Source organism: Mesorhizobium comanense, assembly GCF_005503535.1.
Lineage (GTDB): Bacteria > Pseudomonadota > Alphaproteobacteria > Rhizobiales > Rhizobiaceae > Mesorhizobium > Mesorhizobium comanense.
This window is the reverse complement of the sequence record NZ_SCNN01000001.1, coordinates 871967-891275: the sequence shown is the minus strand read 5'-3', so window position 1 is coordinate 891275 and position 19309 is coordinate 871967. Positions and strand designations below refer to the sequence as shown.

The 19309-nt window shown below is 58.8% G+C and carries 15 protein-coding genes and 1 pseudogene; 1 reads left to right on the top strand and 15 read right to left on the bottom strand.

Translation table 11 applies throughout. The features are described 5' to 3' along the window. Window positions 1-11: 11 nt before the first annotated feature. From FFS37_RS04130 to FFS37_RS04085, 10 genes are all read right to left on the bottom strand, one after another. On the bottom strand, window positions 12-2207 hold the full coding sequence (locus FFS37_RS04130; RefSeq protein WP_137929643.1) for a flotillin family protein: 2196 nt from the start codon (window positions 2205-2207) through the stop codon (window positions 12-14). A gap of 59 nt (window positions 2208-2266) precedes the next feature. Further along, window positions 2267-2956, bottom strand: a complete 690-nt coding sequence (locus FFS37_RS04125) for a bacteriorhodopsin (RefSeq protein WP_137929642.1) — start codon at window positions 2954-2956, stop codon at window positions 2267-2269. 9 nt (window positions 2957-2965) lie between these two features. Further along, window positions 2966-4366 carry an ABC transporter permease gene (locus FFS37_RS04120; protein ID WP_137929641.1) on the bottom strand — a complete coding sequence of 467 codons (1401 nt, stop codon included), beginning with the start codon at window positions 4364-4366 and terminating at the stop codon, window positions 2966-2968. After that, window positions 4363-5736, bottom strand: a complete 1374-nt coding sequence (locus FFS37_RS04115; RefSeq protein ID WP_137929640.1) for an ABC transporter permease — start codon at window positions 5734-5736, stop codon at window positions 4363-4365. The genes FFS37_RS04120 and FFS37_RS04115 overlap by 4 nt, the downstream gene beginning before the upstream one ends. A 29-nt stretch (window positions 5737-5765) precedes the next feature. Further along, window positions 5766-6722 (bottom strand): alpha/beta fold hydrolase, encoded by a 957-nt coding sequence (locus FFS37_RS04110; protein WP_137929639.1) that lies wholly within the window; start codon window positions 6720-6722, stop codon window positions 5766-5768. A 21-nt stretch (window positions 6723-6743) separates the two neighbouring features. After that, the gene (locus FFS37_RS04105; protein ID WP_137929638.1) at window positions 6744-7148 is read right to left on the bottom strand and encodes a hypothetical protein; all 405 of its coding nucleotides are present in this window, start codon (window positions 7146-7148) and stop codon (window positions 6744-6746) included. Window positions 7149-7183: 35 nt separating this feature from the next. Next, a complete protein-coding gene (locus FFS37_RS04100; protein ID WP_137929637.1) occupies window positions 7184-9358 on the bottom strand; it encodes a YbhB/YbcL family Raf kinase inhibitor-like protein in 2175 nt (724 codons plus the stop codon). Window positions 9359-9457: 99 nt separating this feature from the next. Next, window positions 9458-10636 carry an ABC transporter substrate-binding protein gene (locus FFS37_RS04095; RefSeq protein WP_137929636.1) on the bottom strand — a complete coding sequence of 393 codons (1179 nt, stop codon included), beginning with the start codon at window positions 10634-10636 and terminating at the stop codon, window positions 9458-9460. A 682-nt stretch (window positions 10637-11318) separates the two neighbouring features. Further along, complete coding sequence (locus FFS37_RS04090; RefSeq protein ID WP_137929635.1) at window positions 11319-11555, bottom strand: hypothetical protein; 237 nt, start codon at window positions 11553-11555, stop codon at window positions 11319-11321. A 95-nt stretch (window positions 11556-11650) separates the two neighbouring features. Further along, window positions 11651-12913, bottom strand: a complete 1263-nt coding sequence (locus FFS37_RS04085; protein WP_137929634.1) for a DegT/DnrJ/EryC1/StrS family aminotransferase — start codon at window positions 12911-12913, stop codon at window positions 11651-11653. A 219-nt stretch (window positions 12914-13132) separates the two neighbouring features. Between FFS37_RS04085 and mocR the strand changes: the two genes are divergently transcribed. After that, window positions 13133-14614, top strand: a complete 1482-nt coding sequence (gene mocR, locus FFS37_RS04080) for a rhizopine catabolism transcriptional regulator MocR (RefSeq protein WP_232375563.1) — start codon at window positions 13133-13135, stop codon at window positions 14612-14614. A gap of 43 nt (window positions 14615-14657) precedes the next feature. Here mocR and FFS37_RS04075 read toward each other — a convergent pair whose 3' ends face one another. The 5 genes and pseudogenes from FFS37_RS04075 to FFS37_RS04055 all read right to left on the bottom strand — a co-directional run. Next, on the bottom strand, window positions 14658-15455 hold the full coding sequence (locus FFS37_RS04075) for an ABC transporter permease (RefSeq protein ID WP_137929633.1): 798 nt from the start codon (window positions 15453-15455) through the stop codon (window positions 14658-14660). Between the two features lies 1 nt (window position 15456). Continuing rightward, entirely contained in the window at window positions 15457-16359 is a 903-nt protein-coding gene (locus tag FFS37_RS04070; RefSeq protein ID WP_171026154.1) for an ABC transporter permease, read from the bottom strand. Between the two features lie 109 nt (window positions 16360-16468). Next, window positions 16469-17662, bottom strand: coding sequence for an ABC transporter ATP-binding protein (locus FFS37_RS04065; protein WP_232375562.1), 1194 nt, complete (start codon window positions 17660-17662; stop codon window positions 16469-16471). Continuing rightward, window positions 17659-18684, bottom strand: coding sequence for an ABC transporter substrate-binding protein (locus FFS37_RS04060; protein WP_137929631.1), 1026 nt, complete (start codon window positions 18682-18684; stop codon window positions 17659-17661). Before FFS37_RS04060 ends, FFS37_RS04065 begins: the two co-directional genes overlap by 4 nt. Window positions 18685-19149: 465 nt before the next feature. Then, window positions 19150-19287, bottom strand: a pseudogene (locus tag FFS37_RS04055) (IS481 family transposase); the annotation flags it as partial. Window positions 19288-19309 lie beyond the last annotated feature (22 nt).

Here is a 19309-nt window from a genome sequence, read left to right as displayed (position 1 = left end):
TTGGGCCGCGTTCAGTCGTCCTTGTCCTTTGGTGCATCAGGCCCTTGGAAGTTGCGGAACGACATGCCGCCCGCACTGCCGAGATTCTCGATCGGCAGGCCCAAATCCTTCATCAGCCCGTCGACGAACGCCACTTGTGTCCGGTACTTCATCGCGGAGTTCACCACGCGGTCGGTCATATTGCCTCCGCCCGAACCGCCATTGCCGGCGCCTGCGGTTTCGGACGGACTGTTGATACCTGGAAGCCCATCGACCTGCAGGATCTTGATCGATTCGATGTTCTCCATCGGCTTGACCGTCTCGCGGATGATGCTCGGCAGATTGCTGACGAGGTTCTCGTAGATGGCGCTGCGTCTGCTGGCATCCGAGCGGGTGTTTTCCGACTCGTTGAGCATGCGTTGACCGGCGGCATCCTTGGCGTAGCGGACCTCGGCTGCGTTGGATTCGGCGATCTCGGCCAAAGCTCTGAGTTCGGTCGCTTCCTTTTCGGCTTTTGCCGACGAGATGACACGCTGAGCATCCCGCTCGACCCTGGACGACGCCTGGATAAGCTCGATACGCTTGATGCGTCCGGCCACTTCCTCCTCACGGGCGCTATTGACCTGTTCTTCCTGCTCGACCTGCTTCTTCAAGGCTTCCGCAGCCTCGGTTTTGGCATAGGCTTCTTCAATCGACTTGTTGATCACCGCGATGAGGCGCTCCTTGTCGACGATTTCGACTTCCTTCTGTTGCTCGATCTCAAACTTGTCGACGAACTTCCGCGCGGCGATGCGCAATTCGTCGATCTGGCGGTTGGCAGCGATCGACGCGTCCTGGATCTCCTGAAACGCCTTGGTTTCCGCGAGCTTGATCTTCTGGTTCTTCTCGATCTCGAGCTGGACAATTTCCTCGTCCACCCTGAGGCGTTCGACATCCACATCATAGCGCTTCTGCAACCGTGCCTTTTCCTGGTCGGCTTCGGCAAGTTCGTTGCTGATGCGCACTTCCTTCGACTTGGCCACGGCGAGCAGCTCGATCGCTTTATCGGTCTCGATGCGGTGCGACTCGGTTTCACGCTGCTTTTCAAGCTTGGCCTGGTCGACCGAGGCCGAGGACGTTGTTTCGATGATGGACAGCTCCTGACGCGACCGGATTTCGGACTCTTTCACCTGCTGCTCATTTTCGATGCGCTCGGCCTCAACCTCCCGCCGGTTTTGAATCCTCTGCATCTCAAGCTGGCGCCGCGACATGATCTCGGTCATCTCAGTCTCTTGCTGCTTCTTGATCTCCAGCGACCGGACCTCGGACTGCGTGTTGATGCGCTCCGAGTCGAGCAGGCGGTCCTTGGCGATACGGATGCGCTCGGCTTCCTGCTCACTGCGGATCCTGGCGTTCTGGATGCTGATGGTGGACGTTGATCTTTCCGCCTCGATCTCGGCCAGCTGCGTGGCCTTACGGATTTCGATCGCCTGCGCCTGCTCAATGCGGGCGTACTCCAGATCGCGCTCGATTTCCAAGGACCTCTGTTCGGTCTCGAAATCCTTAAGCTTGATGCCAATCCGCGATTCATTTTCGATGCGGTTGCGCAGCTGACGGCGCTCTTCGATCTGTTCGGTTAACTGTGTCAGACCTTCAGCATCGAAGGCGTTGGACGGGTTGAATACAGAGATGGCGGTCTGGTTCAGACTGGTCAGGGACGCATTTTCAAGCTCGAGGCCGTTGGAGCCGAGCGTCGTCGCCGCCAGTGCGGCGACCTCGCTCATGTAGTGGCCGCGATTGGTGTGGATTTCATCCATCGTCATGGTCGACGCAATCGCCGACATCGCGTCGACAAACCGGCCCTGGACGATCTCCTTCAGCGCAGCCGGGTTCTGGGTGCGCTCGCCGAGCGTCCGCGCCGCGGTCGACACACCGGCTTCCGTTGGGATGACCCGCACGAAAAACTCGGCGATGATGTCGATGCGCATCTTGTTTTTGGTGATCAGGGACTGCTCGCTGAGCCTCCTGATCTCCACCGGGATCGCGTTCATGTTGACGCGGGTGATATCGTGGACGATCGGTATAATCAGCGCACCGCCGCCCATCACAACCCGCTCGCCGCCCAAGCCAGTGCGAACGAACGACTGGTCTTTCGACGAGTGTCGATAAAGCCAGTGCAGCAGATAGACACCGATCGCGATGATGATCGTTATGAGAATAACGATTGCGATCACATCCGAGCCATTCATGGGAAGATCCTCCACTTAACCGCGGGCGCCAAGCAGGTCGGCGCGAAGATTGACAGCCTTCAGAAACGCTCCTCGCCGGCGACGGCGAGGACGATCATGGAGACAGCGATGAGATTGATCAGGTCGGCAACGGTGTAGAGCACGATGATCGGTGCTACATGTCCCGTGCCGATGACGACATCAACGAAAAGGAGGATCGGGTAGATTGCCCAGCCGATGGTCATGATCAGCCTGATCCAGAAATAGCCAAGCCGGATTGGCCGCGTCGACTTGCTGACCGCATCGGCCATGGCGCCGAAATACAGCTCGCCAAGGATATAGAGCCAGAACGCTATCGACAGCAGCACGCCAAGCGTTGGGTTGAAAATCCGTGCGTCACCAAGATAGCGGGCCAGGACCATCAGGATCGCGGCCGCCAACGTCCGCCAGAAGACCCCGACGGGGACTTTGCCGGCGATGCTTGCGAAGAAAAACACCGATGCCACCTGCATCGGCTGAACCACGAACCAGGCGACGTAACGCGGCGCTGCACTGAGTTGCTGGCCGGCCAGCCAGATGTTCGATGCGCCGTAGTATTCCATTCCCGAAGCCAAGAGGGCCACGCCCGACAGCGCCACCGGGACCCGCCAGCGTTCGGGCGTCCAAGTCAGACCCAACATCGCCAAGGCAGCTGTGGCGAACGTGGCGAGAGTGGCAACGCTGAGCGCGGTGCTGACAACGGCGCTGGACTGAAAGAGTGTTCCAAACATGGGCTTTCCCTAGACCTGGGCTCTGATGTGAGGGGCGCGGCCGTAGAGCGCGACCATCGGCAGGATCAGAAGACCGAAAATGAACTGTTGCCATTCGTATTTGAGGCCGATGCCGATAAGGAATGCGCTCAGCACCTGCAGGACGAGCACCCCGATCACGGTGTAGCCGTAGCCGCCATAGCCACCCATCAGGGACGTCCCGCCGATCACGACCGCGGCCAGGGTTGTGAATAGATATTGATCGCCGACCCCGATGAACCCGCCGCCGCTCCAGCCCAGCAGCAGGCACCCGGTCAGAGCGGCCGAAAACCCGCTGATCGTGTAGGCGATGGTCCAATATTTGAACTCGGAAACACCGATCAGTTTGGCGGAGTGGCGATTACCGCCCAGCGCGTAGATGTACCGGCCGAAGGCCGAGTAACGCAGTCCGACAATCACGATCACCGCGATCACCACCCACAGCAGGATGGTCGGCGGGATCGCCAGCCCGAACGTGCGGCCGTTCATGGCGGCAAGGTTCTGGAGCCATTTGGGAACGGTTCCGAAGACATTGCCGCCGAACGATGAGCCTATGCTGGTCAGGATCTGAACGAGCCCGGCGATCGAGAATCCCATTCCCAGCGTCAGGATGAGGGCCTGGCCCTGCAGGCGATAGGACAGCACGCCATTGAGGAAGCCGAGGCCCGCGCCGATCACCAGCACGAAGACAAGCGCTAGCCACGGCGGCACGCCAAGGCCGATAAGGAACAGCAGCCCGATGTTCGAGGAACCGATCACGAACGGGATGGAGAGGTCCAGACCGCCGAGCAGCGCCACCAGCGTCTGGCCGACGCAGGCGATGCCGAGAAAGGCCGCAAACAGCAGGATTGCCTTGATGTTGGCCGCGGAGAGGAAACCGTTGATCGTGAAGGAGCTGATCACGACCAGCGCGAGCAGCACGATCAGCCCGATGAAGGCGCTGCGGCCATGGGCGAAACGATTGCTGACCTTGAAGGCAAAGACCAGGATCGCCTCCAGCAGGAGGAAGGCGATCAGGTTGCCCAGGGTCCTGAACGAAGGAACAGTGGCCGTGATCAGAAGATAGACGATCAGCATCACGGCCATGGTGGTGATCAGAACCCGGTTGCCGGCCCAGACACCGTCTGCACCGGACGCGGCTGCGGTGTCCTCGAGGGGTTGGGAGCGGGTCTCGAAGATGATGGTGACGTAATTGATCAGCCAGAAGAGGACGGCTGCCAGAACGACCGTGTAGAGAATGACCATCTGGGCGCTGATCCCTTGCCAGAAGCCCAGGCCGAAGCTGATTGCGGCGACGACGAATGTCGCCGCGAGGTTGAACCAGATCATGGCGCGCGACCGCGGAATGAAGAGTGCGCCGCCGCGACCACCCTCGCCGACTGTCTGGCTCATGGCGCGACCTCCATAGAGTGCCCTGCCGCTGGAATAGCTGTCGCGTGGCTTTGCTCGCCGACGACAAGAAACAGCAGCAGGATGAGTGCCGAGACGAAGACGTAGATGAAGGCGCCAAGGCGCACCGAGACGGCTTCGGCCACCATGACGCGGACCGTGAATGTCAGCACAGCCAGGATGGCGGCAAACCCGAAAACGATCTTCTGCAGCGGCGTCAGATCCGGCAGCGCCGAACCGGCCCCTGATTGCGGGACCGGCAGCAACAGATATCGCGTCAACAGGTCCGGATCGGCTTTCAAAGCCTCGCCGGCGACTGCCACGCCATAGGTATCGCGGGTGCTGATGTGGAGCATGATCCCCACCACCACACAGCCCAGCACGACAAACGCGGCAAAGGGCGAGATGAAATACAGATACCGGCCGACGACCGGGACCAGGAGGGTCAGCAGGAGCGACAGAACCAGGATCAGCCCATAGAAGAGTTGCGTCACAAAGGCTTGCGTCGAGCCGAAATTGAATGTGGCCAGCACGTAGCCGATGAGGAACAGGTTGAGAGCCCCAAGCAGGCCGCCCGCCACGCCACCGCGCCCGCCCGACAGACTAACTCCACCAAGCACTAAAGCAGTCACCGCGGTCAGCGTCATGGTGGTGCCCTGCGTCGGATCCCCTGACGCAATCAGGGCCGTATAGCAGATCGCGCCCAGGCCGACGAAGAGACCGGCGATGACGTGGGCGCCGATCCGAACCACATTGATGCGAACGCCGCTCGTGTATGCCGCCCGCTCGTCGTAACCCATCAAGCGCAGGTTCGCGTAGAACGAGGTCATGGTGAACAGCAGCCAGGCCGCGATGGCCAACAGTACGATCAGCAGGATCGGTGAGAAGATCGTGTTGCCGAGGCCCCAGGACGACATCCAGTCGGGCGCTGTGCCGCCAGGTCTTGGGAGGATGACGAGATTGATGCCGGTCAGGGCCAGAAAGCCGCTGAGCGCCACGATGATCGGCTGGACACGCACGAAGATGATGATGAGGGCGAAAAAGAGCTGGTAAAGCACACCAATCCCGAGGGCGACAAGGATGACGCCGAAGGGACCGGTCACGATGCCAAGCCCGTTGAGCTTGACGATCGTGACGTTGATGAAGGCGAGCAATGGCCCGACCGCAAGGTCGACAGTGCCACGTCCCGCCACAGCCAGAGCCATCAGGGAGAATGTCGCCAGGATCAGCGGCGCCGACACGATGATCGCGCTGCCAAACCCCGAGAGTGACACGAGGTTCGGCCCCCTGATGACCGCGGTGCTCAGAAGCAGCGCGATCAGCAGGATCGGGACCAACAGGTAGGTGTTTTGAGAACCCCTGGACTGCGACATTACCATTTGTCTTTCGTTGCTATCGCAACCTAGAACTCGATGACCTTGCGGCCTTCGGCGGGCCGCTCACTACGGGACGATGAGCGGCTTTCCGGGATGCTGCGCCCGGAGAAGGCATTGCTGCCTTGTCCGCGCCTCTCCGGATCCGCACTGAGTATCTTCTTCAGAACCGGGGTAATGACCTCCTTGAATTTGGCCGGGTCTTCCGACGTCGGGAAGTGGCCGCCACCAAAGATGATGCATTCCGAATTCTTGACCTTCTCTGCGGTGCGCTGGGTCATTTCCGGCGTACACGCGAAGTCGTATTCGCCGGTCAGGAAATAGATCGGCACCTTGCCGGAAATTTTCTGGCACTGGTCACGGAAATCCGAGTCGACGCTGTAGAAGTACAGATCGCCCTTGAAGATGCCGGGGCCACCCTGGGCGTAATACCACCAGGTCTCCCAGCGATAATCGTCCGGCGACAGGGGAGCCATGAGGCCAAATACCGACGTCGCTACGACTTCACCGCCATGGATGTGGGGGTGATGCAGCGGATCGATCCACCAGCCCGGCGAATGATCGCAAGCCTCGAGAGCGATGAAAGCGGAAAACTCGCTTTCGTAGCGCAACGCGAGCGCAAGGCAGACGTTGCCGCCCATCGACTGGCCCATCAGGACAGGCTTGCGCAGCTCCAGGGCCCGGCAGAAGGCAATGATGAACTCACAGTAAAACTTGGTCGTGAGCTTGTACTCGTCTTCCATCAGGTGGAAGTCGGACGGCGGGATCGACTTGCCGTGCCACGGCATGTCGAAGGCAATCACGCGGAAGTTCTGGCTGATATCCGGGTCACACAACTGGTGGCGGTACTGGCGCCCGTCCGTCCCGGCCGTGTGCAGGCAGACCATCGGAATGCCTTCGCCGTGTTCCTCGTAATAGGTCCGGTAGGTCTTGCCTTCGCACTGGACATAGACATAACGCCCGACAATGGGATCGTGTGTATTCATGACAACTCTCCTGCGCTGCCGTTAAACTTGTCGCATCAGCGAGAGCATACGCGTCAGCGCCCGCAGATTCTGCCAGAAGGGGAGCGAATTGCCCTCAATGATCAGTTGCTTGTGCAGCGGATGCGCCATCGCCCAGATGTCGTTGAACATCGGCGGCGGGACTTCCATGGAGAACTTCGACCAGGCGCTGCTCGGCGCCTTGAGCCAAAATTCCACGCCCATGTCGTTTGGCGTCAGGCCCTGGGCAATTTTCTGGATTTTGCCCGCCCGCACGTCCACGAGATACTCCGTGTCATCGAAGCCCAGGACGAACTTGCTCGTGAAAAAACGCCCGATTACCGGCAGAATCCGGTCATCGTTGACCTTCCTCGCCCATCGCTCGATCCACTCCAGATCAAAGCTACTCCTGCTTCCATATCTACTCATTTGATCCTCCTGATTGGGGAATTCCTGTCTGGTTCCTAACCGGGCAATGACTTCTTTGCGGGCCCGTAAACTGCAACAAACGACGCGGCATCGATCGCAACCGGCATCACGGCGGCCGCGAATGCCCCAAGATCTGCGTCTGCCGGCAGCTCGACCTTGTCCACCTTCAGCGCATAGAGCGTGAAGAAGTAGCGGTGCGCTCTATCCGGTGGCCAGGGACCGCCATATCCCTTGCCAAATCCTGGAATTTTGAATGTGACAAAGTCGCTGTTGAACTCGACGGCACCGTCGGGCATGCGCGGACTTCCGCTCGCACCTTCCGGGAGCTCTCTGGCTTCGATGGGGATGTTCGCCACCAACCAGTGGGCAAACGAGCGGGGGAGATTGAAGGCCTCCGGCAGGTCAGGATCCGTGATGGCCAGGGCAAAACTGCGCGTGCCTTCCGGTGGGCCGGACCAGGTCAATCTCGGTGAAAGGCGGTTGTCCTCGGTAAACCGGTCGGGAATGACGCGGCCGGGCGCAATATCCGCACAACTCAGCACAAAAGATGGTGTTGCTGCCATATGGTTCACCTCCTGGTTCAGCAAGGTCACAGACCTCGGCACCGGCCGACCCTGCTCAAGTCGCGGACTGTGGTTATCGGTGACCCTGGCCGGGTTGCCCGGGCCATTCTCGTTAGCGGCTTCCCCGGGCAACCGCGCGGTGGCGCGACGGCCGAACATGGCATTGAGGATGGCATGCCCATCGAACGGCGGCTCGAAATCGGCTGAGATTGCACCGTTGCGAAACACATGAACCCGCGTGCACAGATTCAGAAATTCTTCCAGTTCGCTGGAAAGGAAGACCACGGCATTCCCGCGGGCCGCAAATTCCTTGAGGTTGCGGTACAGGTCCAGTTTCGCCCCGACATCGATGCCGCGCGCCGGGTCGTTGAGCACCAGCACAACCGGCTTCTCGGCAAACGCCCGCGCAATCAGCACCTTCTGCTGGTTGCCACCGGACAATGACGTGATCAGGTTCTGCGGACTGCCCATCTTCACGGCCAGTTTGCTGGACTCCCACTCGAACACCGGCGTCAGCTTGGTCCGGTTGATGAAGTTCAACACGCCGCCAGAGCGAAACTCGCGGTAGACCGGGAGCAGCAGATTTTCGTAGATGCTCAGATTGGCAAAGATGCCCTCTTTCTTACGATCGCCGCTGACATAGCTGATGTTGTTGCGGCGTGCCGACGCGAGATCGGCGATCTCGCTGGCCTTGCCGTCGTTCACTACCACCAGCCGGCCGGCAACCGGTGACTGGATGCCCGCGATGCATCTCACGAAATCCGCCTGCCCCTGCCCGTCCAGGCCGGTGATCCCGATGACCTCGCCGGGATAGGCGCTGAAATTGATCGCCGTCGCGTCCGGCCAGACCCGGAAATCGGTGGCACGAAGCACCGGCCTGTCACCCAGACGCGTCGGCAAAGGCTGATCCCGGCTCGTCTCGCTGCGCTCAGCACCCGCGATCAGCTCGAGGATCCTGGCCTCGGTGATCTCTTCCTTAGCCAGTTTGCCGACATCCACACCGTCTCTCAGAACCGTCGCCCGGTCCGCGATGCGCACCAATTCCGCGATGCGATGGGTGACGATCAGGATGCTGGCTCCACGCTGCTTCAGCTGCCGCATCTTGCGGAACAGCCGCTCCGTCGAATCGAAGTCGAGCGCGGCGGATGACTCATCGAGAATCAGCACTTTCGGATCGGTCAGAAGGGCCCTGGCAATGGTGACCCACTGCTTGACGCTGAGCGGCAGTTCACCGACAAGACCGGAAAGGTCGATGTCGAAGCCCAGCAGCTCACGCATCAGCGCAGCAGCCTTGGCTTCCTTTTCCTCCCTGTTCATCGACGAACCCAGTAGACCGTCCGCGCCCAAATAAAGGTTGTCGAGCACGGAGCACTCGTCGGCGACAAGCACCTCCTGAAACACATTGGAGATGCCGAGCTGCCGGGCTTCATGCGGGGACGTGGCCGATTTGCCGAGGATTGAAACCTGGCCGCTGTCCGGGATCAGCACGCCCGAGATGACTTTGGCCAGCGTGCTTTTGCCCGAGCCATTGCCACCAATTATCGCGTGAACCTCGCCGGCATAGGCCGTCAGGCTGCAGCCGCCCAGCGCCACAGTCGGCCCGAAGGTCTTCCTGACCGATGAGAGTTCAACAGTGGGGTACGACATTACAGGTCCAAATGGCCGACGTGTGATCGGCTAGACTTACATGGGATGACGGAAATGCCACCCCGCCGACATGCGACGGGGTGGCCGGACCTATGGCGGTCACTGAGCCTTGAAGGCTTCCGGGTCGGCCGGGCGCAGGAAGAACTGGTCGAGATACTCCTTGCTCGCCCAATTCTGAGCACCGACGTTGTACCAGCCGTCAGAATCTTCGCTGCAGTCGGCAGGAATAGCCTTTTCGAGCTGCTCATAAGTGAGCGTCTGCGGCTTTGTGAGGATGGACTGGACCTTCGGGCCCTGTCCCTCAAGAGTGCGCATCATGATGTTCCAAGCAAACTCAAAGTCATCCCCTGGGGGCCACGCCTGGACCGCCTGGCTCACGAAATCCTTGTTGTTGCGCCAATAGCAAAGCGCGCCGACTTCTCCGCCGATCGAGAAAGGCACCATATCGCGTCCGCTCTGTTGTAACGCGCGCAAAGCACCCAGTTCGGACGCCGACTGTATGATGATGCCGTTCAGATCGCCAGGATTGGTGGCCAGCCACTTCTGAATCTCGGACTGTGCAACCTGGTCGGTCCACATGCCGGCGACCTGGCCCACCACTTTGATATCTGGGTATTTCGCCAACGCCTTCAGCACGCCAACGTTCTGTGAGTCCGATGCGGAAGCGCCAGGAATACCTTCGACGACGAGAACATTCCCCTTGCCATTGATCTGCTTGGCCATCCATTCGCCGAGCATACTGCCGCCGACCACGAAATTCGCCGAAGCGTTTACAGCATATGGAGATGTCAGATACCCGGTTGCCGAAAACACCGGGATGTCACGCTGGTGAGCGTATTCAACAGTCTGGTTGAGCGAAGTCGGATTAGAGCAGCAGACGATGATAGCATCGACGCCCTGGTCGACAAGCTGACGCATCTGCTGGATTTGCGTCGAGTCATTCAAGTTCGATTGGGTAATGATCACATCCTTGACTAGACCGAGCTTTTTCCATTTCGGAATCAGCTCCTCTTGCAGGCGTTTCATCACGTCAGCGCGCCACGTATTGCCTGCGTATGAGCTGGCATAACCGATCGTCCACGGGGGACCCTTCTTCGGCTTCCAATCGCGATAGGCGCTCTCCGCGAGCGGCTGCATCGGATCCATCATGTCTTTGTTGTAAAGTTCGTCCTGGATGTTTTTCGGCAGCTCGTCCACGCCGCCGGCAATTGCCGGGCTGAAGCTGGCGATCGTTGCGACAACGGCAAGCGATCGCAACGCAGTTGCGAATTTCGTCAATTTTTCCTCCCTTAGTGCCGGGCGTTGAGCCTTGTGCACGCTGAGTTCAGCGGAACCCGGGAGGGACTATCGGGCAATCAGGACTTTGGAGGTAATACATTTTTCAAATGCGCTCTATACGCTTTCGCTATGGAGAACCCTCGCTGTCCAAGTCAGCGTGCGGTCCCCGGGTATTGGGCCAGGCCTGCATATCCGAGGCAACTTTGCCAAGCACGTTGTTGCTGCGATAGCAACTGTGCGGCTCGGTTTGCCGATAGCCAGATGATCGACGCGCCAATCGTGGCGACTGCTCGTGCGGAGCCGCTACGCGTGGGGACCCGTAATGCGCGCGACCGACTTACGAATGGACCTCTTTAAGAATGGCTAGTCTAGAAAGAAATTATCGGGCCCAAGGGTCGCAAGCGTTGAGCGTCAACGGAAATGGACCTCGACCTCAAGGCCACAGCCTATGCATTCGAACAGGTTATAGGCCTTCGCGTCACCAGGTTTTGCTCGCATTGCTAAAAACGCTCCGTTGCACAAAGCGCATTGCGGACAAAGGTCACCATCTCCAGCGGAATAGGCCTTGAGCAACGACGCCTTCCGGTCGGCTGCCCGGTCGACAATCGCTATTGCATTGTCCAAGTTCGCGATTTTGATCAACCTCTCAGTCAGCTTATCGAAGGTCTGCACGCCAAATCAACTATTGTGGCTGGCTGGGAAATGACAGAACGTCCGCCGTCTGATTTTCCAGAACCCGCCTCTCGATCTCGCGATAAACCAGCACTGACATTACCATTTCGGGGCTTCCAACGGGGGCTCTCGATGGCAGATTTGTCGCGAGATCGCGTAAAGTCTGTTCCTCCATCGAGGAAATATGCTTTTTAATATCTTCAATGTGGTCACCGAGCGCCGCAAGCAAACTAGCTGATTTTTGCATCAAACTGGCCTCCTTGATATGAACGCCTCACCAATGCGTCCTCCATCTTGCCAACGTTATTTAGATCGCGTCGTCTGCATTGCGGTGGAGAGTGCTCACACCCCTTTTGTGATTTCACTTTTCATGTCGAACTTGCGGGCATCGACCGCATTTTTACCGCGCATTTCGGCCCGATCGGCAGCGAGGTCGCCGAGAACGACCCGGGCGGCGACACCGATATCGTGAATGGTATCTTCAACTTCCTGATCCGAATGTAGCGGGTGGGTGGCGATCATCACGGTACGGTCCAGAACATCGAGCGAGCGAGCGCACATATCCTTGCTGTAGCTTTTGCGGCACTCTTTGTTCTGTGGCAGATCGAAGGGATTTAGAGCAGGATGCGCGGCCCCCTCGCCGGTCATGATCTGGTCCCACTGTGTGTAGGTGTGGCGTCCGGTTTTGCTCGCGATAACACTCGGAAAAATGTCCGCAAAACGACGCGCCGCGTCGGCTGACGGCAACAGATACATGACCTGCGTCGCGCAGTCGTAATCCGGGCTGTTCATCTTGTTTGGCCGCAGGCCAAGATTGCCAAGGTGAGCCGTTCCAGCCAGAATCCGCTTTTTTTCGGCCCGCATCGTCTCGATCATTCCATCCAGCCGGTCGAGTTGCGCATTCAGCATCGCACCGGAGATCTCAGACGCCCGCGCGCCGATGCCGGCGAAGGGCAAGACCGAGTCGCTACGGCCGTTCCAGTAGAAGCCGCAGGGATCAATGGCGCATTTTGCGCGCTCGAAGACCTTGGGATCGTTGATCGCGATCCCGCCACCCTCGCCGCTGGTCATGTTCTTATAGTAGTTGAAGCTGAAGGCACCGGCATGGCCGATCGAACCGAACTTGCGGCTTTCATATCCTCCGCCAACGCCCTGACAGGCGTCCTCGAGCACCAGGAGGTCATGCTTTTCGGCAAGCGCCATGATGGCGTCCATGTCGCAAGCGGCCCCCCACATATGGACGGGAATGATGGCGCGCGTATGAGGTCCTATCGCTGCTTCGGCCGCCATCGGATCGATCGTGAGGCTTTCGTCAATATCGACGATAATCGGAATCGCGCCAACACCGAGCACCGCCGTCGCCGTTGCCATATAGGTATGTGCGGGAACAAGAACTTCGTCGCCAGGACCAATGCCGAGGCCGATGAGACCGGCAGCCAATCCGAAAGTGCCGCTCGCCGACAGCGCGAAATGGTCAACTCCGAGGTAACCTGCATAGCGGCGTTCGAAAACATCGCACTGGCTGCCTTCGCCATATCTGAACAACTTGCCCGAACGCATCACCTCTGTGACGGCATCGATTTCCTCTTGTCCGACAATATACATGTCACCACCTTCACAAATTTCCTGCTCAACCTGCTAATCGATGCCGTGGCTCCGCATAAGTGCCGGTTTCTACAAATCGGCAGGTACCACTTGCAAAAGCCGGTGGTGAATTTTTCGCGATGAGCCTTCGCATGAAAGGAGTGCTGTTGATCGGTCTCGCCTAGGCAGCCATAGTGGCTTGGCGCGCATTTGTAGAATATGCCATTGCGGGGGAACCACTTGGTCGCACGACGTCTGGCCGCACGACGAAATGAGTCCCTGCTGGACATGTTGACGATTGAGCGAAGCGCGAGCGCCCCGATCCATCGGCAGCTTTACGATAGCCTGAGAGCAAAAATCCTCTCCGGCGACATCAAGCCGAACACCCGCGTTCCCGCTACCCGCGCTCTTGCGCAAAACCTCGGTATCAGCCGCAATACGGTACTGGCGACATATGACGCGTTGCTGGCTGAAGGCTATCTCGAATCCAGACTGGGGTCCGGAACATGGGTTGCGACGTTACCGTCTGATGCCGTCCGTTCGCGCAATGCGGTTGTGCGTGCGAAAACCCCATCTCTTTCCAGGCGTGGCGAGGTCATGGTCAGCCAGCCTCGCGATCGGACGATACCAAACCGGATCGCTTTTCATCCAGGCTACCCCGAAATCAAGTCGTTTCCTTTCGCAACCTGGGCAAGGCTGCTGAAGCGGCATGCCCGCTATGCCCATGAAGATCTCTACGGCTACCATTGGGTCGCGGGTCATCCGCGTTTGAGGGCTGCGATCGCCGAGTATCTGCGCGTGTCGCGCAGCGTTGAATGCGAGCCGGATCACGTTGTCGTGGTCAACGGGACGCAGGCCGCCCTCGACATTCTGGCGCGACTGCTGATCGACGACGGGGACGTCTGCTGGATTGAGGAGCCTGGCTATCTGGGCGCTCACAGCGCAATTCGCAGTGCCGGCGGTCGGCCTGTGCCACTCCCGGTTCTGCCAGGCGGATGGTCGCTCGAAGACGACAACAGAGCGGCCCCGCGCCTGATCTTCGTCACTCCGTCGTGTCAGTGGCCCCTGGGGTATGTCATGCGCATGGAAGAAAGGCTTCGGCTTCTACAGATTGCCGAGCGTCACGACGCATGGGTGGTCGAGGACGATTACGACAGCGAGTACAGGTTTCGGGGGCGCCCGATCCCAGCCATGCAGGGATTGGATAAGTCTGGCCGCGTCATTTACATGGGAACCTTTGCCAAGACACTGTTCCCGTCCTTGCGCATCGGCTTTATCGTTGTGCCTCCACAACTGACGCAGGGCCTGAAGCGCGTCGTCAGCAACACCGCCCACTACCCTCCGCTGCTGCTGCAGGTTGCGCTGGCCGATTTCATGGACGAAGGTTTTTTCGCCAGCCATCTGAAACGCATGCGAAAGCTTTACGCCGGCCGCCAAAAATTCTTCATCGAGCAGTCTCGGGCGCATTTGGCCGAATGGCTGACGATCGCCGAGAGCGACGCCGGCATGCAGTTGGTCGGCCACCTGAAGAAGCCCTTGGACGACCTCGAGCTCTTGAGCGCGGCCCAGCACCAAGGCGTCGATTTCTCGCCCTTGTCTCGGCAATACAGTCACCTTCCGCGTCAACACGGGGCGATTTTCGGCTACGCCGGGATTGACGAAAAAGCGACGCGGATAGGTATCGCGGCCCTGAAAGCGGCCTTTATTGAAATCAGCAGATAATCTACCAGCCCGCTTGGGGGTCTGATCTTGAATGACATCCGTATCAAAACCGCATTGCCGTTTTGCGGAAAATCGCTGCCGCGAGGCATGCTATCAAAATCGTGGTGGCGATGACCAGCACGACCAATGCATTGATATCCATCGAAAAGCCGACCCGCATCATGGCAAGCAGCGTAAGCGGCAGCGTGGTATTGGCCCCAGCCAGAAACAGCGTCAACAGCGTCTCGTCGAATGAAATCGTAAAGGACAGCATCATTCCGACAATCAAAGGCGCGTAGAGTTGCGGCAGGACGATATGCCGAAACGTCTGTACGCTGCTTGCCCCCAGATCGGCCGACGCTTCGTACAGGGACAGCGGTAAGTTACCCAGTCGCGTGGAGACGAGCCGATAGGTTACCGCCTCCACGAGGACGACATGGCCAACCACGACGGTGATAAGGCTACGCTCGACATGCGTCGCCGAGAGGAACAGAAGCAGCGCCAGACCTGTTATGATCGGTGGCATTATGAAGGGCAGGTAAATAACCGCCTCGAGAAAAGGCCTGCCAATCGCCCGGCGACTATCGACGTAGAGTGCCAGGACAATCGCCAAAATGGCGGAGATGACGGTCGCCGCCCCGCCGACCACGATGCTATTCACCAGTGCCTCGAGCAGATCGCGTTCATTTCCGAGCGCCCAATAGGCATCAAAGCTTCCGGCATGGAAATCGGGCGTCCCGGCCTGCAGCGGGAATATCGAAAGCATGAGCGTTATGGCTATCGGCGCAAACGTCACCGCAATCCCGAAGGCGAATACGGCACCGGCGAGCACGATGGCGACGCGCTCAGTCGTGGTCAGCATGCTAAATCCTCCGTTGGCGCGATAGCAGCCCGACGCCCGCCACCAACGTCGTGCAGATCAGCACAAGCACCACGCCGAACGCCGCGCCGAGGGGCCAGTCATATGTTACCCCGAATTGCGACCACACAACTCGCCCGAATGTATGTCCCGTCATGCCGCCGACCATCTGGGGCGTTATGTAGTCGCCCAGCGACATGATGAAGACGAAGACGAGACCGCCTGCGACGCCCGGCAGCGACAGCGGCAGGACAATGTGCCGAAAGGTCGTACCCGCCGAGGCACCCAGGTCCGACGAGGCCTGGATGAGCGAAGGCGGAATCCGCTCCAGATTGAGAAAGATCGGCAGCACCATGTAAGGCAGGAACATTATTGTCTGCGCCGCGATGATCGCGTTGCGGCTGAACAGAAACGCCATGTACGGTCTGTCGATAAACCCGGTGAAAACCAGGAATTGATTGAGAAAACCATCAAGCCCGAGGATCGATCGGATGGCAAAAAGTTTGACCACGTAGCTCATGAACAGCGGTAGAATTATCAGAAACAGCAACCCGTACCTGTATCGCTCCGGGAGGCGCCAGATAAACCAGGCAATCGGGTAGGCAAGAATCAACGAAGCCAGCGCAACTTGAAAACAGAGCCAGAGTGTATTGATGAAAACATTCCAATATTCGGCGTCACGGAAAAATGTTGCGTAGTTCGACAGCGTGAAGGTCTTGACGATTTCGCCGTTGTCGACGACGAAAAACGAATTCGCCACAAAGGTGAGTGTCGGGAGAAGGACCAGCACTGACGGCACAAGCGCGACGAGCACGAACAGGCCAGCCCGCGCAGCGCGCGCCCTTGTGGTGTAAATACCCGACCAGGTTTGCTTCGCGCTTTCGTTGGGCGCAGCCGTTGAAATCATGGGATGTACTTCGCGCCTCCGTTCGACCATCCGGCACAGCAACCGCCAGCCATTGGATTTTGTGCCTTATGCTGGGCGCGTACAACACGACCGGGTGCGATGGTACCGCTCACGAGGGTTTTCTCGGGAAGAACGAGAGGTCGGCAGGATCGAAGGCGGCCAGCACCGATGATCCGGTGGTGAATTCTTCGGTTCCTCGGCAACTGGTGAGTTTGACCATGAACGTGTGGTCCGGCGTGTCTATGGGCGATATCCGCAACGTCGTCAGCGCGCCGGAAAAAGCGACGTCGACAACCTTGGCCGGAATGTTGATTGATCCCGAAACCGGTTCCTTGGGAAGGCTGATGCGTTCAGGCCGAATGGCGGCCCAGAAAGCTTGCGCGCCTTGGCCATGGAAAACCGGGCGCTCGACCGGGCCGACCGGAAGCGAGAGCGCACCGTTTGTGAGCACCGTGGCCTCCATGATGTTGTTGTCGCCTAAAAACGTAGCCACGAAATGCGTCGCTGGCCGGTAGTAAATCTCGGACGGCGTGCCGAGTTGCTCCAACCGCCCCTGATTCATGACCGCGATCCGATCGGATAAGGTGATCGCCTCTTCTTGATCGTGCGTCACGAAAATGAACGTCGTGCGGATTTCCTTCTGGATACGCTTCAGAAAATGCTGCATCTGCCGGCGCATATCGGCATCGAGCGCCGACAGGGGCTCGTCCAGCAGCAGCACCCGCGGAGCGCAGATAAGCGAACGGGCGAGCGCGACACGCTGTTGCTGTCCGCCCGAAAGCTGCGAAGGATATTTTCTGGCCATGCCCTCCAAGCCGACGAAGCGGAGCGCCTCGCTGACTTTCGCCGCCGTCTTCTGCGCTGGTATACCCCTGACCATGAGACCGTAGCCGACGTTGTCGGCAGCGGTCTTGTGGGGGAAGAGCGCATAGTCCTGAAACACCGTGTTGCAAGGCCGTTTGCTTGAAGGAAGCTCGGTGATATCTTCCCCATCAAGAACGATCCGGCCCGACGATGCGCGGGCAAAGCCACCCACCAGTCGCAGAATCGTCGTTTTTCCAGACCCTGACGGCCCAAGAATGGTGAGGAACTCGCCGTTCTTCACCTCAAGGTCAGTCGGATGCAGCGCATGCTCGCCGCCATAGGTCTTCGATATTGCCCGTAGCAGCAAGCAGTTCTCGCCGGCAGACCCTGTCCGGTCGCCACGTTCCCCTGATGAAGCCCGCATGAAGACCGGCCCCGTATCGGGATGCGTGCCGCGAGAGGTATCAGTCCTGGGATCAGCGATCACCGCCGCCCTCATGCGTTCTTGACCTCATTCCAAAGCTTGGTCCGCAAGGGCAAGTCATCGGTCATTCGGTACCAAACCAGCTTATCCGCATAGGTTAGCCCGGCAGCCTGGTTGGCGGCCAGATCGGTGGTGTTGCCATAGCCAAGTTTGGTGGTCATGGACTTGCCGGTATCCTTGGCAAGACAGGCATCGAACCAGGCGTAAGCAAGCTCGACATTACGGCACCCGGGGCTGAGCATCCATCCGTCGAGCCAGCCCGTCGCCTTTTCCTTGGGAATTGTCAGCGCCGCGTTGACGCCCTTGTCCTTCAGGCTTTTCACCTGCGGCTCGCCCATCGAATACATGGCCTTTACGCTATTCTGGGCAAATAAGCTGACGCCATCGGCAAATCCGGCATAATAAGTCAGCAATACCTTCTTCTGTTCGATCAGTTTTTTCTTTATAGCATCGTATTGATCGGAGTTTAAATTGAAAGGATCCTCGAAACCTAGATAGAGCGCTGTCATCGAAATTGCACTGATGGAATCGTCCACCATCATTACTTGTTGATTGAGTTTCGGATCCCAAAGCACGCCCCAACTTTCCGGCGGCGTCTTGAAATAGTTCTGGTCGTAGATCAACGGATTCGATCCCCAAGCGAAGGGCAGGCTTCGAACCTCTCCGTCAACGAACGTCAGTGGATTGTCGTGGAATACCGGTGCCAGATTTTCGTAGTTGGGAAGCTTTTTGCGATCGAGAGGCTGATAAAGTCCGGCCTTGACGTAGCGCGGCACCAGAGAGGTGTTCAGGGCAAACACATCGAAGTCGGCGCCCTTGCTTGCCAGAGCCTTCGTGAACAGATCATCATCGGAGGTCGTAAAAGCTACCCTGCACACGACATTGTGCTTCTCCTCGAATGGCTTGAGCCATTCAGGCTCCGTGTAACCCTCCCAAGTCTGGATTCTCAGCTCGTTGGCCGAGGCTCTTGCAATGTAGGGAGCCGCCAGGAGCAGGCCCCCGCTAAGCGACGCCTTGAGAAATGTTCTTCTTTCCATGTCCGGTTTCTCCCCTTGAGCGCTGTTTGGCAGACCACATTCCTCATCGTGCAGCTTTGAGGCAGCCGTTTGTACGCGCCAGTGGCATATTCGGCTCGAGTTTTAACCGCTACGGTCGCGAACATAAGCCGAGACTAAAAATCAGTGGCTTGCCTGAACAGGGCCAGTTGTGGGCAATTTGGGGGTACCGCTTGGCGAGCAGCCACCATCCTGTGAAACGGCTTCAATCTTGCTACTTCATACTGCGCGAGCGGTGGGGACAGGTGTGCAGTAGGCCTAGCCCCACGTGAAGTTCGGCTTCGACCAAAGGGGCGATCGGAGGTCGTGACGAGGGCGCGGCTCAAGGGCGATGCCGGCTTTAGATAGCCAAGCAGGCCCTCGCTCCCGGCATCTTTCAGCAATCGCCCGACATGCGCTGGCGAGATACCAAAGCGCTTGGCAGATGGTGAAACCGCCGGGCTTAAGCCGACCGCGCCACTTGGCAACCGTCTTGGGGTTCACCCCGTAGCGGGCGGCAAGGGAGCGGGTGCTCTCTTGCGACGCTTGGAACTCGGCTCGAGGACGCGGCGTCGTGCGGGCGCTGCCGTGAAGAACACTTGCCATTGAGCATCCTCATCCTGACGAC